Origin of the sequence: Streptomyces sp. NPDC058000, from assembly GCF_042886435.1 — a bacterium.
Classification (GTDB): domain Bacteria; phylum Actinomycetota; class Actinomycetes; order Streptomycetales; family Streptomycetaceae; genus Streptomyces.
This window is the reverse complement of sequence record NZ_JBHVQS010000108.1, coordinates 1-14,084: the sequence shown is the minus strand read 5'-3', so window position 1 is coordinate 14,084 and position 14,084 is coordinate 1. Positions and strand designations below refer to the sequence as shown.

15 protein-coding genes are annotated in these 14,084 nt (G+C 70.8%); 10 read left to right on the top strand and 5 right to left on the bottom strand.

Going from position 1 to position 14,084, the window contains the following annotated elements; all coding sequences use genetic code 11:
* Positions 1-94: 94 nt before the first annotated feature.
* From ACFVT2_RS42495 to ACFVT2_RS42475, 5 genes are all read left to right on the top strand, one after another.
* Complete coding sequence (locus ACFVT2_RS42495; protein ID WP_390027656.1) at positions 95-1,300, top strand: thiamine pyrophosphate-binding protein; 1,206 nt, start codon at positions 95-97, stop codon at positions 1,298-1,300.
* Between the two features lie 218 nt (positions 1,301-1,518).
* Complete coding sequence (locus ACFVT2_RS42490) at positions 1,519-2,976, top strand: catalase (protein ID WP_390027653.1); 1,458 nt, start codon at positions 1,519-1,521, stop codon at positions 2,974-2,976.
* Between the two features lie 478 nt (positions 2,977-3,454).
* Positions 3,455-4,207 (top strand): hypothetical protein, encoded by a 753-nt coding sequence (locus tag ACFVT2_RS42485; protein ID WP_390027659.1) that lies wholly within the window; start codon positions 3,455-3,457, stop codon positions 4,205-4,207.
* 121 nt (positions 4,208-4,328) lie between these two features.
* Positions 4,329-4,898, top strand: a complete 570-nt coding sequence (locus ACFVT2_RS42480) for a GNAT family N-acetyltransferase (protein ID WP_390027650.1) — start codon at positions 4,329-4,331, stop codon at positions 4,896-4,898.
* 42 nt (positions 4,899-4,940) lie between these two features.
* On the top strand, positions 4,941-5,318 hold the full coding sequence (locus ACFVT2_RS42475) for an MmcQ/YjbR family DNA-binding protein (protein WP_390027647.1): 378 nt from the start codon (positions 4,941-4,943) through the stop codon (positions 5,316-5,318).
* A 141-nt stretch (positions 5,319-5,459) separates the two neighbouring features.
* On the opposite strand, the gene ACFVT2_RS42470 is transcribed toward ACFVT2_RS42475, so the two are convergent.
* Positions 5,460-6,137: a hypothetical protein gene (locus ACFVT2_RS42470; protein ID WP_390027644.1), complete on the bottom strand. Its 678-nt coding sequence runs from the start codon at positions 6,135-6,137 to the stop codon at positions 5,460-5,462.
* 195 nt (positions 6,138-6,332) lie between these two features.
* Here ACFVT2_RS42470 and ACFVT2_RS42465 point away from each other — a divergent pair, with 195 nt between their 5' ends.
* Entirely contained in the window at positions 6,333-6,878 is a 546-nt protein-coding gene (locus ACFVT2_RS42465; protein WP_390027642.1) for an NUDIX hydrolase, read from the top strand.
* 8 nt (positions 6,879-6,886) lie between these two features.
* Here the strand turns inward: ACFVT2_RS42465 and ACFVT2_RS42460 are convergent, their stop codons facing one another.
* From ACFVT2_RS42460 to ACFVT2_RS42445, 4 genes are all read right to left on the bottom strand, one after another.
* Positions 6,887-8,608 (bottom strand): AMP-binding protein, encoded by a 1,722-nt coding sequence (locus ACFVT2_RS42460; protein ID WP_390027639.1) that lies wholly within the window; start codon positions 8,606-8,608, stop codon positions 6,887-6,889.
* Positions 8,605-8,937 carry a hypothetical protein gene (locus ACFVT2_RS42455; protein ID WP_390027637.1) on the bottom strand — a complete coding sequence of 111 codons (333 nt, stop codon included), beginning with the start codon at positions 8,935-8,937 and terminating at the stop codon, positions 8,605-8,607. The genes ACFVT2_RS42460 and ACFVT2_RS42455 overlap by 4 nt, the downstream gene beginning before the upstream one ends.
* 262 nt (positions 8,938-9,199) lie before the next feature.
* Positions 9,200-9,463: a hypothetical protein gene (locus ACFVT2_RS42450; RefSeq protein WP_390027634.1), complete on the bottom strand. Its 264-nt coding sequence runs from the start codon at positions 9,461-9,463 to the stop codon at positions 9,200-9,202.
* A gap of 531 nt (positions 9,464-9,994) precedes the next feature.
* Positions 9,995-10,258, bottom strand: a complete 264-nt coding sequence (locus ACFVT2_RS42445) for a hypothetical protein (RefSeq protein WP_390027631.1) — start codon at positions 10,256-10,258, stop codon at positions 9,995-9,997.
* Between the two features lie 651 nt (positions 10,259-10,909).
* On the opposite strand from ACFVT2_RS42445, the gene ACFVT2_RS42440 reads away from it, so the two are divergent.
* The 4 genes from ACFVT2_RS42440 (at position 10,910) to ACFVT2_RS42425 (ending at position 13,938) form a co-directional block, all read left to right on the top strand.
* Positions 10,910-11,413, top strand: a complete 504-nt coding sequence (locus tag ACFVT2_RS42440) for a hypothetical protein (protein WP_390027628.1) — start codon at positions 10,910-10,912, stop codon at positions 11,411-11,413.
* A gap of 321 nt (positions 11,414-11,734) precedes the next feature.
* On the top strand, positions 11,735-12,013 hold the full coding sequence (locus tag ACFVT2_RS42435) for a hypothetical protein (RefSeq protein WP_390027626.1): 279 nt from the start codon (positions 11,735-11,737) through the stop codon (positions 12,011-12,013).
* Between the two features lie 662 nt (positions 12,014-12,675).
* Positions 12,676-13,494 carry a hypothetical protein gene (locus tag ACFVT2_RS42430; RefSeq protein WP_390027623.1) on the top strand — a complete coding sequence of 273 codons (819 nt, stop codon included), beginning with the start codon at positions 12,676-12,678 and terminating at the stop codon, positions 13,492-13,494.
* A 168-nt stretch (positions 13,495-13,662) separates the two neighbouring features.
* Positions 13,663-13,938 carry a hypothetical protein gene (locus tag ACFVT2_RS42425; protein ID WP_390027622.1) on the top strand — a complete coding sequence of 92 codons (276 nt, stop codon included), beginning with the start codon at positions 13,663-13,665 and terminating at the stop codon, positions 13,936-13,938.
* The last annotated feature ends 146 nt before the right edge of the window (positions 13,939-14,084 follow it).

The following is a 14,084-nucleotide window of genomic DNA, read 5'->3' as shown; positions in this document are numbered from 1 at the left end:
GCGCGCCCAGGGCGACGGCGGCCTGGACCACTCCGCCCTCCTCCGCGGCGTCGAACGCCTCTCCGGATACGACCTCAAGGACTGAGACCCGGTCATGGGGGCACGTCGGATTCCCGCCGTACAGGCGGCCGTTGAGATCATGAAGGACGAGGGCGTCGACACCGTCTTCGGTTGTCCCGGTGCCGCACTGCTGCCGCTGTACGCGGCGATGGAGCGGACCGGCGGCATCGCCCACCTGTCGGCGGGCCACGCCGAGGGCGCCGCGCACATGGCCGACGGCTGGGCCCGGACGACCGGGAAGGCCGGCGTGGCCGCGGTGGCGGCCGGACCCGGAGCGGTCCGGCTGCTCAGCGGCCTGTACGCGGCGCAGCAGGACGCGGTCCCGCTGGTGTGTATCACCGGCCGGGAGGCGTCCGCGCCGCCCGCCCCCGCCGTACCGCTGCGGCACGCGGGGTACCGACCGCCGGACCTGGTCCGGCTGGCCGGTGCGGTCACCAAGCGTGCCGAGCGGATCGAGGACCCCGCGCGGATCCCGGGCGCCTTCCGTGAGGCGTTCCGTATCGCGCGGGAGGGCCGGCCCGGCCCCGTACTGATCGACGTCCCGGCCGATCTGGCCGCGGTGGAGATCGCGTGCGGCCCGGTTCCGGTCGCCCCCTCCGCTCCCGGCGCCGGACCGGCCCTGGTGGACGGCGTCCGGCCTTCGGCGCCGGGAGCGGTGGTACCCCTGTCCGTCCCGCCGGACCCGGCGGGCGCCAGGCCCCACTGGGCCCTGGCGGAGCTCGCCGAGGTCTTCGCCGCGCGTCCGCCGGCGGACACCTACGTCGTCAGCGGACTGCCGGAGGTCGGCGCCGCCGGTGGCACCACCCGGCACCGGGTGCCGCGCCGCAGCGGTCCACCGGGGTGGGAGGTACCGACCGCGATCGGGGTCCGCACGGCCCTGGACTCCCGGGGGGAGCGGGCGGCGGAGGTCGTGGTGGTCGTCGACGGCCACGGCTTCCCCTTGACGGCCGGGGAGCTGGCCGCGGCGGCGCAGTACGAAGCGCCGTTCGTGGTGGTGCTGCTCGACGGGTCCGAGGACGCCGACCCGTTCACGGACCCGGTGAAGCTCGCCGAGGCGTACGGCTGCGCGGGCCGGGACGTCGTGGATCCGGCGGACCTCCGCTCGGCGGTCGAGTGGGCCCGCAAGGAGGCCGTCTCCACCCGACGGCCGGTCCTGGTGGAGGTCCGGGCCGAGCGCGCGGCGGACGCGTACGACGGTCTGCCCGCGGACCCGGTGCACACCCGCGCGTACGGGACCTGAGCCCGTCGCGGAGGGGTCCTTCGGGACCCGCGACAACAAGCTTCCGGGCGGTGGCTGCGCTGACACCTGTCCTGTCGCGCCCAGGCGCGGCCGCCGCCCGGAATACCCACCCCTGGCAACCCAGGATTGTTTCAACAAACTGTTGACGTTTGGTCGGAGTGCTTTCTACGCTCCGACATGCGGAAGCCAACTTCCGCGCTCTCGTACGGAAGGTCACCATGCCGAAGCCCACGCTGACGACCGAGTCCGGCGCCCCGGTCGCCGACAACCAGAACTCTTCGACCGCCGGCGTCGGCGGCCCGATCATTCTCCAGGACCAGCACCTGCTGGAGAAGCTCGCGCGCTTCAACCGCGAGCGCATCCCGGAGCGCGTCGTGCACGCCCGTGGCTCCGGCGCATACGGCTACTTCGAGGTGACCGACGACGTCACCGGCTTCACCCGGGCCGACTTCCTCAACACCGTCGGCAAGCGGACCGAGCTGTTCATCCGCTTCTCGACCGTGGCCGACAGCCTCGGTGGCGCGGACGCCGTCCGGGACCCGCGCGGTTTCGCGCTGAAGTTCTACACCGAAGAGGGCAACTACGACCTCGTCGGCAACAACACCCCGGTGTTCTTCATCAAGGACCCGATCAAGTTCCCCGACTTCATCCACTCGCAGAAGCGCGACCCGTTCACTGGGAAGCAGGAGCCGGACAACGTCTGGGACTTCTGGGCGCACGCCCCCGAGGCCACCCACCAGGTCACCTGGCTCATGGGCGACCGCGGCATCCCGGCCTCCTACCGCCACATGAACGGCTACGGCTCCCACACCTACCAGTGGACCAACGCCGAGGGTGAGGCGTTCTTCGTCAAGTACCACTTCAAGACGAACCAGGGCGTCCGCAGCCTCTCCGCCGAGCAGGGCGCGGACCTGGTGGGCAAGGACGCCAACAGCCACCAGACCGACCTGCTCCAGTCCATCGAGCGGGGCGTGTACCCCTCCTGGACCCTGTACGTGCAGGTCATGCCGGCGGCCGAGGCGGCCAACTACCGCTTCAACCCGTTCGACCTGACCAAGGTGTGGCCGCACGCCGACTACCCGCTCCAGCGGGTCGGCCGGATGGTCCTGGACCGCAACCCCGACAACGTCTTCGCCGAGGTCGAGCAGTCCGCGTTCTCGCCGAACAACTTCGTCCCCGGCATCGGCCCGTCCCCGGACAAGATGCTCCAGGGCCGGCTCTTCGCCTACGCCGACGCGCACCGCTACCGCCTGGGCGTCAACCACACCCAGCTCGCGGTCAACGCCCCCAAGGCGACCAGCGCCGACAACTACGGCCGGGACGGCCTCATGGCGTCGAACGCCTACGACCGCCACGCGAAGAACTACGAGCCGAACTCCTACGACGGCCCGGTCCAGACCGACCAGCCGCTCTCCGCGCCGCTGGCCGTCTCCGGCCACGTCGGCACCCACGAGGCCCCGGCCCACACCAAGGACGACGACTTCTTCCAGGCCGGTGAGCTCTTCCGCCTGATGTCCGAGGACGAGAAGAAGCGCCTGGTGGAGAACATCGCCGGCGGTCTCGCCCAGGTCAGCCGCGACGACGTGATCGAGAAGAACCTCGCGCACTTCCACGCCGCCGACCAGGACTACGGCAAGCGCGTCGAGGCGCGCGTCCGTGAGCTGCGCGAGGACTGACGGGAGGTCAGTTCCCTTGCGCACCCGTACCGGCCGGCCCGTTGAGGGGTGGTCGGCCGGTACGGGGAAGTAGCGCGGAGCTCCGCGGAATCCCGGGGAGATTCCAGTGCGGTGGCAGGCTCGCCCGTCAAGGAGGGCGAGCCGCCTCCCCGCCGCGGAGCCCGCCTGCTGCCCCACCCCGCAACACCACCCCTCGCCACCGACTCCGTCCGACGGTGCGGGGGTATCTCCCAGCGGTAGCTGGGGGAGTCCCGTCGCGCCCATCTCCCGCACTGTCGGGCGGGAACCCTCCACAGGGCCCGGAATTTCCGTACGGTCACGGATTCCGGGCCCTGTGTCGTGCCCGCACCCCCCGCCGCGCCACCCGCCCCGACCGCGGCGTCTCCACGCGTTCCCGCCCCCGACAGGCACCTTTGGGGAGACCATGGACGGCAAGCAGAGCCGACCGATCGCCTGCCCGACCTGCCTGGAGCCGACCATGGCCGACAGCGTGCTGGTGCGGTGCCCTACGTGCCGCCGCGAGAACGCCTTCACCCCGCCGACCTTCCCCTGCGCCTGCGGTGCCCCACTGACCCTGCCCGTGCTGCGCGGCGGGATGCCGGTCGAGATACTGCACCGCACCTGGGAGGCGTCCTGGGTGGCGGTCCGGTGCGAGGTCTGCGGACGGCAGGACGACTGGCCGGCGCCGGAGAGCGGTTGCCCCTGCGGCACGGTCGTCCGGGTGCCGGTCGCCCCGACGCCCGCCGCACCGCCCGCACCCGACCTCCCCTCCCCCGCCGCCCCCGCCGCATCGGCGCCACCGCCCCGGCCGGTCCTCGGCCCGCCGCCGCAGCGCCCGGCGTTCCACCCGGTGACCATCCGGACCGCGCGGGACTGCGTCACCGCGGCCGCGCAGTACCTGAAGTGGCTGGGCTTCACCGATGTGGCCCGGGCCCAGGAGCGAACCGCCACCGGCGTCGATCTGCGCGGCACCGGCGTGGTCGCCCAGGTCGATCCGACGACCCGGGCCACCGCCCTCCGCGACATCGAGTGCGTCTGGCTCAACGGCCTGTCCGACTCCGCGGTCGCGGTCTCCTTCTCCCTGGCCGGCTACGCCCGCGACGCCCGGTCCCGCGCCGACGAACTGCACGTCCCGCTGTTCGTCATGGACCTCACCGGCACCCCGCAGCCGGTCAACGACGCGGCCGACGAGTTGATCGCCCAGGGGGCCCGGCCACCGAACGGGCCCTGACCCCGCCGCCCCGACCGGGCCGGCACCGGCACCACAGCACCGGCACCGGCACCAGCACCAGCACCAGCACCAGCACCAGAAACCGTTCGCCCCGTAGGCCCCGACCGGCGACACTGACCGCATGATCATCCGCGTCCCGGACCCGGCCGACCTGCCCGCCCTGCGCGCCCTCGAACGCGCCGCCGGCGAACCGTTCCGCGCGCTCGGCATGGCGCGGATCGCGGACGACGAGCCGCCGCCGCTGGAACTGCTGGCGGAGTACCAGCGGGCCGGCCGGGCCCTCGCCGCCTACGACACCGGGCAGGCGGGCGAGCCGCCCCGCGGCTACCTCCTCTGGGACCCGGTCGACGGCTGCCGCCACATCGAGCAAGTCTCCGTCCACCCGGAGCGGGCCCGGCGCGGCATCGGCCGGGCCCTGATCGACCGGACCGTGGAGGTGCCTCCCCCGTCCTTCGGGCAAGGAGGGAAGGACGGCGGGCCGCCCACGCTGACCCTGACCACCTTCGCCGACGTCCCGTGGAACGCCCCGTACTACGCCCGGCTCGGATTCCGCCGGCTGGCCGCCGACGAGCTGACGCCGGGCCTGCGGGCGATCCGCGCCCACGAGGCGGAGTTGGGCCTGGACCGCTGGCCGCGGGTCTGCATGCGCCGGGAGGCGGCGGCGCGGAGCCGATACACCGAGCAGATGTGACGCCCCGTCAGCTCTGTCGGTGGGGCGGGCCATAATGTGCCGGTGATCGATGCGAAAGCCCTCCGCGCCGTCTGTCTGGGATTCAACGGCGCCACCGAGGAGAACCCCTTCCCCCGGAATCCGGAGGTCTGCACGTTCAAGGTCGGCGGCAAGATCTTCGCGCTGACGTCGCTGGACGCGGCACCGCTGACCGTCAGCCTCAAATGCGATCCCGAACTAGCTCAGCGACTGCGCACCGCACACCCCGAAGTGATCCCCGGCTACCACCTCAACAAGCGCCACTGGAACACCGTTTCCCTGACCGGCGGCCTCCCCGACCGGACGGTGCGGGAGCTGATCGAGGACTCCTACGACCTGGTCGTCGCCTCGCTCCCGCGCGCCCAACGGCTCCTGCTGGACTGGCCGGGCGAGCGACGCTGACCGGGCCCGCGGCCCCGGCGCCCTACGGATGCCCCGCAGTCACTCCTCCCACCGGGACCGGTCCGGAGCGGCCCCCGCGCAGACGGGCGGCCGCGGCGGACCGGTCAGAGGCGACCGCGGGGCATCACGCCGGACGGACCGTCAGCCCTGGGGCGGCAGGACGGCGCGGATGCCGCCCTGTGCGGTGGCCGGGGCGACGGTGTCGTAGCCGCCGTTCACCGCGCCGTTGCCGGCGTACTCGGCGGTGTAGCCGCCGCTGAGCACCTCGGCGCCGGAGCGCGGCCGCTCGGCGTCGCAGGACGCCAGACCGGCGGTGTCCGTCTTCGCCACGCACAGCACCTTGCCGGTGGTGTCCTTGAAGGTGATGGTGGCGTTCCAGACGGCGTCCTGCGGGCCGGCGGCGCGGGCCCGCACCAGGGTGGCGTGCAGCCCGATGACCTTCAGCGGCTTGGTGGACAGTGTGGCCTTGCCGGCGGTCAGCCGGGATGCCATCTCGGGCACCGTGGCGGCCGGTTCGCACAGCCCCCGGTTCCAGTCGAAGAGACCGCCGGGGGCGCAGGTCGCGTGCCCGTCCTGGGCTGCCACGCGGTGGGTGACCGGGTCGCAGCGGTAGAAGCCGGCGGCACTGTCGGCGTCGACCACGGTCGGCGCCACGGTCGCCGCGTCCTCGCCGCTCGCGCAGCCGGCGGTGAGCACCTCGCGGGTGGGGCCGTCCGGGCTACCGGGCTGGATGACGTCGGCGTAGGCGGGGGCGGCGAAGCTCCCCAGGGCGGCGGCCACGGCAGCGGCAGTGGTCGCCCAACGTGCGATACGGGTCATGAATGTCCCCTCTTGACGGGAATCCCGCGGGATTTCCGGCCTGGTTAACGGACTTGACGTTCGGCCTGGTTGACGGCCTTTCGCCCGCTCCCGGCACCCGGGAACGGGCCAGGTCAGGACCCTATCGGCCGGGTGGGTGGGAACCGACGGCGACCCGGTCGCGGGACGGGCCGGCCCGCGCCGTACGGTGCACGGATGCGCCTGCCCCGAACACCCCGCCGGGCGGCCCGCGTTGCGGTACTCGCCCCGGACGACGCGGTCTTCCTGCTCCGCTACGACAACGAAGAGGTCGGCGTCCACTGGGCGATGCCCGGCGGCGGGCTGGATCCCGGCGAGTCCCCGCGGGCCGGGGCACGGCGCGAACTGCGCGAGGAGACCGGCTGGGCGGACCTGGAGCCGGGCCCGCTGCTGTGCACCTGGCAGCACGACTTCACCCTGCACCGCGCTCCATCAGGGACGACCGCCATGGGGGTACCGGTCCGCCAGAGCGAGCACATCTACCTGGCCCACGGACCACGCCGGGAGCCCACCGAGGGCGTGGCGGCCGCGCACGCCGACGACCGGATCCTGGGCTGGCGGTGGTGGAACCCGGACGAACTGGCGGGCGCGTGCGAGGCGTTGTGGCCGCCGCAGCTGCCCGCGCTGCTGGCGCCGCTGCACGGCCGGGGCGGGGAACCGGGCGCCGACCCGGTCCCCCGCGACCTGGGGTACGTCCCGAACTCCCCGCCCCGGCACGGCTGATCAACCCGTCACACCGAGTCCAGGCTGCTCTCCTCGGCCGGCGCGTCGACTGTTCCCGGCCGGTCCGGCATCGGCTTCTCCGCCGCCGCCGGGCCCGCCGTACCCCACTTCGCCGCGAGCCGCTCGCGGAGTTCGATCTTGCGGACCTTGCCGCTGACGGTCATCGGGAAGGCGTCGGTGATCTCCAGATAGCGCGGCACCTTGTAGTGCGCCAACCGGGAACGGCAGTAACGGGCCAGCTCGTCGCGGGTGAGGGTGTCGACGGGATCACGGAGGATGACGCAGGCGGCGATCTCCTCGCCGTACTTCTCGTCCGGCACGCCGACGACCTGGACATCGGCGATCTTGGGGTGGGAGTAGAGGAACTCCTCGATCTCCCGCGGATAGACGTTCTCCCCGCCCCTGATGATCATGTCCTTGCTCCGGCCGACGATCCGGACGTAGCCGTCGTCGTTCATCACCGCCAGGTCACCGGTGTGCATCCAGCGGGCCCGGTCGATGACCTCGGCGGTCCGCTCCGGGGCCTCCCAGTAGCCGAGCATCACGCTGTAGCCGCGGGTGCACAACTCGCCCGGGGTGCCGCGGGGCACCGTCACCCCGTTCGCCGGGTCGACGACCTTGACCTCGATATGCGGCAGCACTCGGCCGACGGTCGCGGTGCGGTGGACGAGGTCGTCGCCCCGGCGGGTCTGGGTGGAGACCGGCGACGTCTCGGTCATGCCGTAACAGATCGACACCTCGGCCATGTGCATCTCGGAGACGACCCGCTTCATCACCTCCTCCGGGCAGGGCGAGCCGGCCATGATGCCGGTGCGGAGCGAGGTGAGGTCGTAGTCGGCGAAGTCCGGCAGGTTCAGCTCGGCGATGAACATGGTGGGCACGCCGTAGAGCGAGGTGCAGCGCTCGTCCTGAACGGCCCGGAGGGTGGCGGCCGGTTCGAAGGAGGGCGCCGGGATGACGATGCAGGCACCGTGCGAGGTGCTGCCGAGGTTGCCCATCACCATGCCGAAGCAGTGGTAGAAGGGCACCGGCAGGCACACCCGGTCGTGCTCGGTGTAGCCGAGCGTCTCGGCGACCCAGTAGCCGTTGTTGAGGATGTTGTGGTGGGAGAGGGTGGCGCCCTTGGGGAAGCCGGTGGTGCCCGAGGTGTACTGGATGTTGACCGGGTCGTCGGCGGTCAGCGCCTTCTCGCAGGCGGCGAGCCGGGTGTACGGGACGGTCGCACCGGCGGCCAGCAGCCCGCCCCAGGTCGGGTCGCCGAGGTAGACCACGTCGCGCAGCGCCGGACAGTCGGCCCGCACCTGCTCGATCATCCGCCGGTAGTCGCTGGTCTTGTGCGTGACGGCGGAGACCAGCACGGTCACCCCCGCCTGCCGCAGGACGTAAGCCAGCTCGTGCACCCGGTAGGCGGGGTTGACGTTGACCAGGATCGCGCCGATCCGGGCGGTGGCGTACTGGACGAGGACCCACTCGGCGCAGTTGGGCGCCCAGATCCCGACCCGGTCGCCCTTGCCGACCCCCTTGGCGAGCAGCCCGAGCGCCACCTCGTCGACCGAACGGCCCAGTTCGGCGTAGGTCCAGCGGCGCCCGCCGGCCACCTCGACCAACGCCTCGCGGTCACCGAAGCGGGCGATGGTACGGGCCAGGTCGGCGCCGATGGTGCGGCCGAGCAGCGGCCGGTCCGCCGCCCCGCTCGCGTACGACGGCTCGATGTGCGACTGACTGGTCACCGGTGACTCTCCTCCCTGTACGCGGCACCGCCGCCACCCTGCCCGGTGCGCTCGCGCCGGGCGGTGCGGCGGACCGCGCCGGAGCCGGTCCTCGGCAGCTCGGCGAACTCCACCCGCCGGCGGCGCCTCTCGGGATCCGCGACGGCACGCGGGTGCGCGACGAGCGACGTGGCGGCCTCCCCCGGCAACCAGCCGACGGCCGGCCCCGCCCCTCCCCTTCTCCCGCAGCGCACCAGCCGGGAATCGCCCCACCCCCGCACCTCCGGGGACGTGCGCGTCACTGCGCCCTTCGGGGGTGCCTGCCCCAGCGCATCCACCAGCACCTTCATCAGCCGCTCCCAAGACCGTCGTCAGCCATCGCTGTCATCCACCCGCAAGATTGCCCACCGGCGCGGAAAATCCACCCCGCGAACAACCAGTACGCGCCGCCTACAGCATGGCGTCGAACGTCCCCCGAGAACCCTCGGCTCGCCTGCCCGTTCCCCACGCGGAGAAGGAAACGAACAAGACCGAAAAATGGGTCTCGGCGCCCGGACCAGTGGCCCGGGCGCCGAGACCCATTGCGGTGACCCGCGTGGCTACCCGATGTACTCAGCCGCCGTGACCACCACAGAAGGTGCCCATGGGACTGATCTGCGCGCCCGGGTTTCCCCGACCGTTGAGGGCGTTGCCCAGCAGGCCGTTGAGAATCCCGACCTGTCCGAGGATGTCGACGTTCAGGTCCTGGCCGTCGCACCCCCAGCCGCCGCCCATTGCCTTGGCGCCCTGGGCATTGGCGGTGCCGGCGCCGGCGCCGAGGAAGGCGACGCTACCGAGGACGGCGGCTACCACAGCAGCCTTGTGAAGCTTCCGCATTTCTCCTCCTTGGGTCGAACAGAGCTCGCATCAAAAGATCCACATCGCGCTGATATCGGAGGCTAATCCGATATCTCGCACACCGCTCACTGACGCTGGCATCCGGGGCCCGGAGGCCCGCCCGGGCCCTTGCTCGACGCCACGAAGACCCGGCCCACAGGCACTCCGGGGTGGCATCGGCCGCATTCACGATTGCAGTAGCCCCGGGTGACGCCTCGTCGAGGTCGCACGCCGTACGCGCAGTTCCACTCCAGCGAAACTCCCCCAGAGCGAGCACAGCCCCTCTGCCGCAGCGTCAGGGAAGGAAAGGAAAGCAGCGGTGTCACGGCCTCACTCGTATGCCACACACCCCGCCGCCCGAGGCCCCGTGAGGCAGGCGCCTACCAAGGGCCAGCCAGAGCCCGGACGGCCGGCCGCGACCCTCCGACGATGAGCGCCGCGTGCCGGTACACCGACAGTCCCTCGCCACGGACGCCCCCGACGATCAGCCGGATACCGATGGAGAGGCGAGCCGCGGCGCACAGATCACCACTACGCGCCGGCGACGGCCGGAACAGAATTGCGCTCCCACGCGACGGCAAAAAAGAACACGAACACCCCACCGCACTGAGAAGCATTCCCCAACACATGACATTCCGCGGTGAGTTCGGCGTGCACATCGCACATCAGGACACGACGCACCGCATTTGAACATTCACCGCTCACCACCGATCCACCACCACATCCGAGCGCGTAAGGCCGGCACGTCCAGCGCATCATCGGCTTAGGAGGGGGTTCTTTCAGGTGGGAGAACATCGACGGCCAGCGTGTTGTTGGCCCTTCCACGCTGGCCGTCGCTCCACCCACCGGCCCGTCACACCGGGACCGCCGGGACCGTCAAGAGAACTTAACTGACGATATGGCAGCTCCACGCGAAGCGACCGGACCCGCCCCCTCCCCCCTTCCGGCGAGACCGGAAGCCTCGCAACTCGCCTTGCCCAGATGTCGCGCACTGAGCAAATGCTCCAGCGACCCGAGGTAGCCACCTGCCGCAACGGCAAGGGCACCGGCGCTCCAAACGCCGCACTCCGGTGGGCAAATGGGTGACCGTGCATTGATTCCCGTTACCAGGACCGGGGATTTGCCGTTCCTCGCAGGGAGAGAGCAGCGAATGGACCTATGGATCGCCGGCCGGTACGACCCCTTACTCCCCTGCGTCGGGCGTCCCGCGGAATCCATACCGGCATGGTGTCCCACGCGAGTTGGAGGATCGGCGATGGACCGGGCCACCGACTCCGAGGCGACATGGAGAGCCTTACGGCGGGGATTACCACGGCCCATCGGGAGGATTCCCGTGGTTTTACCCAGGGCACGCACGATGCGAATCCCGGAACACCTCTGTTCGCGCACTCAAGACAGCCATAAATAATCAGATTTCCATACAGGCAATGAAGGGCCGAGGGTTCCATGCGCAAGCTTCAGCAGATCGCGCTGGTCGTCGCAGCGGCTGGCGGTCTGTCCACCATCGGCGCCGGCGCGAGCCAGGCCGATGCTCCTGCCGGGTACAACGGCGCCGCCCCGCCCACCGCTCCGCAACACGAAGGCCCCCAGGCCGCCGCCTGGACAGCCTCGGGTGCCACCTCACACGCCTACGGGTCGCAGGGCGGCCCCCAGCAGGGCGCCCCGCAATCCGCAGTTCCCCAGCAGGGCGCGGCCCCGCAGGCCGGCCCGCAGGTGTCCCCGCAGCTCAACCCCCAGCTCAACCCGCAACTGTCGCCGCAGGTGGCGCACATCCTGCCGCAGTCCGGTCCGCAGGATCAGAACAACCTCTTCCGTCCGTTCCAGGAGTGCAGCCCGCAGTCGTTGCTCGACGCCAACGTCCCGATCGGCCTGCTGGCCGCGCCTGAGACCCATGGCGTCAATTGCACCCAGGCCAACACCCAGGCCAACGCCTTCGCCACTGCCCGGTAGGGAGATTGCGGCGGCCACGGTGCCGTGGGCCCTTCGAGGGGCACACCTCGAAGGGCCTTCTCATACGACATGCTCAGCAGACCTCGCCACATCAACCAGATAGCTGAATCGCCACCGACACCCTCGCCCGTTCCTGCCCAATCACGCCCCGAACTGCTCAGGTTCCGGGGTAACTTCCGATTTTTTTCTGTCGCATAATCCGGCGCGTCGCTCAAGGTCGATCGATATTTCGTATTAGCCTTCCCAACTGTACGAAGTCGGTACATCGCAGATCGCATCTGCAGATCGCAGTCCACATCGACTCAAATTTCCGGAGAAGAAATGCGCAAGCTCTACAAGGCTGCCGTCGTGGCTGCCACTCTCGGCAGCATCAGCTTCCTCGGCGCCGGCACCGCGTTCGCCTATGGCGGCCAGGGCGGCGGCCAGTTCGATATCAAGCAGGGGTCCCAGTGCCGGTCGCACGATCTGAACGTGGACGTGCTCGGCGAGGTCGGTGTCCTCAACGGCCTGCTGGGTAACGCGCTCAACGGTGAGGGCTCGCCGGGTGCGCAGTCCACCCACCTCGGCTCGTCCATGGGCTGCAACAACAGCGCACTCTGAGCCGCTAACAACCGCACAGGTCACCCATAGGGTTCTCGACGCCGGGCCGCAAGGCCGGCGTCGAGAACCCTTTTTTGCTTTCTTTCGACCTGCATCTGATGTGATTTTCGGTGGCGATCGGAACGCAGGCAGGGTTCCGCCGAACCGATCCAATTCGCCATGCGGAGCCGTAAGCGCCAGCCAGCGAACTGCCGATAAAACTACCGCGGTTGACAAGCCCGCGGCGCGATGCTGGGGTGTAGTGCCCTTGTGGCCGCGCACACCGACGCTCCAAATGGTGCATGCCGGCGGGCAAATGGGTGACCATGCTCTGATTCCCGTTACCCGGCCCGGGAATTCGCCGTTCCTCGCTGGGAGAGAACAGCGAATGGGCCTATGGGCCGCTGGCCGGGATGTCCTCTTCCTGGCTCCGGGCGGTCTGCGGCGACCATGTCGACGAGGTGTCCGACGCGAATCGAAGGAGGGGCGATGCGCTACGCCGTCACTCGCGAGGGCCGTTGGAGGGCCTCACGATTGGCGTTGCCGCGGTCCAGCGGGAGGCTTCCGTCGTGGTTTTGCGCGGGGTGCGCGAGGCGTGAAGCCCGGGATTACCTCTGTTCGCACACCCACGACAGCGATAAGTAATCAGATTTCCATACAGGTAATGAAGGGCCGAGGGTTCCATGCGCAAGCTTCACCAGATCGCGCTCGTCGTCGCGGCGGCTGGCGGTCTGTCCACCATCGGCGCCGGCGTGAGTTATGCCGATGCTCCTGCCGGGTACAACGGCGCCGCGCCGCCCACCGCTCCTCAGGCACCGGCCCCGCAGCAGTACGCCCCCGCACCACAGCAGTCGGCTCCCCAACCTGCGCCGCAGTACGCCCAGCAACCGGCCGCTCCTCAGGCACCGGCCCCGCAGCAGTACGCCCCCGCACCACAGCAGTCGGCTCCCCAACCTGCGCCGCAGTACGCCCAGCAACCGGCCGCCCCCCAGGCACCGGCCCCGCAGCAGTACGCCCCCGCACCACAACAGTCGGCCCCGCAACCTGCGCCGCAGTACGCCCAACAGCCGGCCGCCCCCCAGGCACCCGCTCCGCAGGCACCCGCTCCGCAGCAGTACGGGCCGCAGTTCGACAGCCCGCACGCCAGCGCATGGGCCACGTCGCACGGCGTCGCGCAGGCGACCACCTCCCCTGGCGGTCCGCAGCAGTCCGCTCCGCAGGCGGCGGCCCCGGCCCCCGCTCCGGCGCCGGCTGCGCAGGCCGCCCCGCAGGTTGCTCCCCAGGCCGCCCCGCAGGTTACGCCCCAGGTCGCGCCGCAGGTCGCCGTTCCGCAGGTCTTCTCGCCGCAGCCCGCGCCCCAGGTCAACCCGCAGATCAACCCCCAGGTCAATCCGCTGGTCAACCCGTTGGTTTCCCCGGATGTCCCGCAGGTGTCCCCGGTCGGACTCGGGCGGCTGGCGGCTCCGCCGCTGGGGCAGCTCGACCTGCCCCGTATGACCTGATCACCCGTCAACATCAGCTTAAGGAACCGGAGTTGCCGTGCGGCAGGAGTGGCGGCGGAGCCACGTCGGCTTCCGCTCACCGCCTGTGCGCCGCCCAGTTCCCGAGGGACCTTCCCGCATGTAGTCGTCCGCCTACACATCACAACCGCTCAATTCACCGGAGAAGAAATGCGCAAGTTCCACAAGGCTGCCGTCGTGGCCGCCGCACTCGGCAGTGTCGGCGCCCTCGGCGCAGGTACCGCCTACGCCCACGGCGAGCCGGGGCACGACCTCGACGTCAGGCAGGGCACCGAGTGCCGGTCGCATGACATGAACGTCGACGTCCTTGGCGCAGTCGGACTTCTCAACGGCACGCTGGGCAACGCGCTCAACGGCGAGGGCGCGCCCGGCGCACAGCCCTCCCACACGGGTGCGAACCTGCGTTGCGACAACAGCGCCTTCTGAACAACCGCCAAAAGCGCCTGAACTGACCTGGTCCCGGGGCCCGGCCCACGGCGCGGGGGCGGGGGGCAATTGTGTTTGGGGTATAAACAAAAAAGAGGCCACCCGACAACCCACCAAAGCGTGTGGGGGGGGGTGGGGGTGATTAA

Coding starts and splice junctions, on each gene's coding strand:
- ACFVT2_RS42465 (WP_390027642.1), top strand. CDS start 6,333: ATGCGCCTGCCCCGAACACCCCGCCGGGCGGCCCGCGTTGCGGTACTC.
- ACFVT2_RS42440 (WP_390027628.1), top strand. CDS start 10,910: ATGCGCAAGCTTCAGCAGATCGCGCTGGTCGTCGCAGCGGCTGGCGGT.
- ACFVT2_RS42495 (WP_390027656.1), top strand. CDS start 95: ATGGGGGCACGTCGGATTCCCGCCGTACAGGCGGCCGTTGAGATCATG.
- ACFVT2_RS42435 (WP_390027626.1), top strand. CDS start 11,735: ATGCGCAAGCTCTACAAGGCTGCCGTCGTGGCTGCCACTCTCGGCAGC.
- ACFVT2_RS42470 (WP_390027644.1), bottom strand. CDS start 6,137: ATGACCCGTATCGCACGTTGGGCGACCACTGCCGCTGCCGTGGCCGCC.
- ACFVT2_RS42450 (WP_390027634.1), bottom strand. CDS start 9,463: ATGCGGAAGCTTCACAAGGCTGCTGTGGTAGCCGCCGTCCTCGGTAGC.
- ACFVT2_RS42485 (WP_390027659.1), top strand. CDS start 3,455: ATGGCCGACAGCGTGCTGGTGCGGTGCCCTACGTGCCGCCGCGAGAAC.
- ACFVT2_RS42425 (WP_390027622.1), top strand. CDS start 13,663: ATGCGCAAGTTCCACAAGGCTGCCGTCGTGGCCGCCGCACTCGGCAGT.
- ACFVT2_RS42480 (WP_390027650.1), top strand. CDS start 4,329: ATGATCATCCGCGTCCCGGACCCGGCCGACCTGCCCGCCCTGCGCGCC.
- ACFVT2_RS42445 (WP_390027631.1), bottom strand. CDS start 10,258: ATGTTCTCCCACCTGAAAGAACCCCCTCCTAAGCCGATGATGCGCTGG.
- ACFVT2_RS42490 (WP_390027653.1), top strand. CDS start 1,519: ATGCCGAAGCCCACGCTGACGACCGAGTCCGGCGCCCCGGTCGCCGAC.
- ACFVT2_RS42430 (WP_390027623.1), top strand. CDS start 12,676: ATGCGCAAGCTTCACCAGATCGCGCTCGTCGTCGCGGCGGCTGGCGGT.
- ACFVT2_RS42455 (WP_390027637.1), bottom strand. CDS start 8,937: ATGAAGGTGCTGGTGGATGCGCTGGGGCAGGCACCCCCGAAGGGCGCA.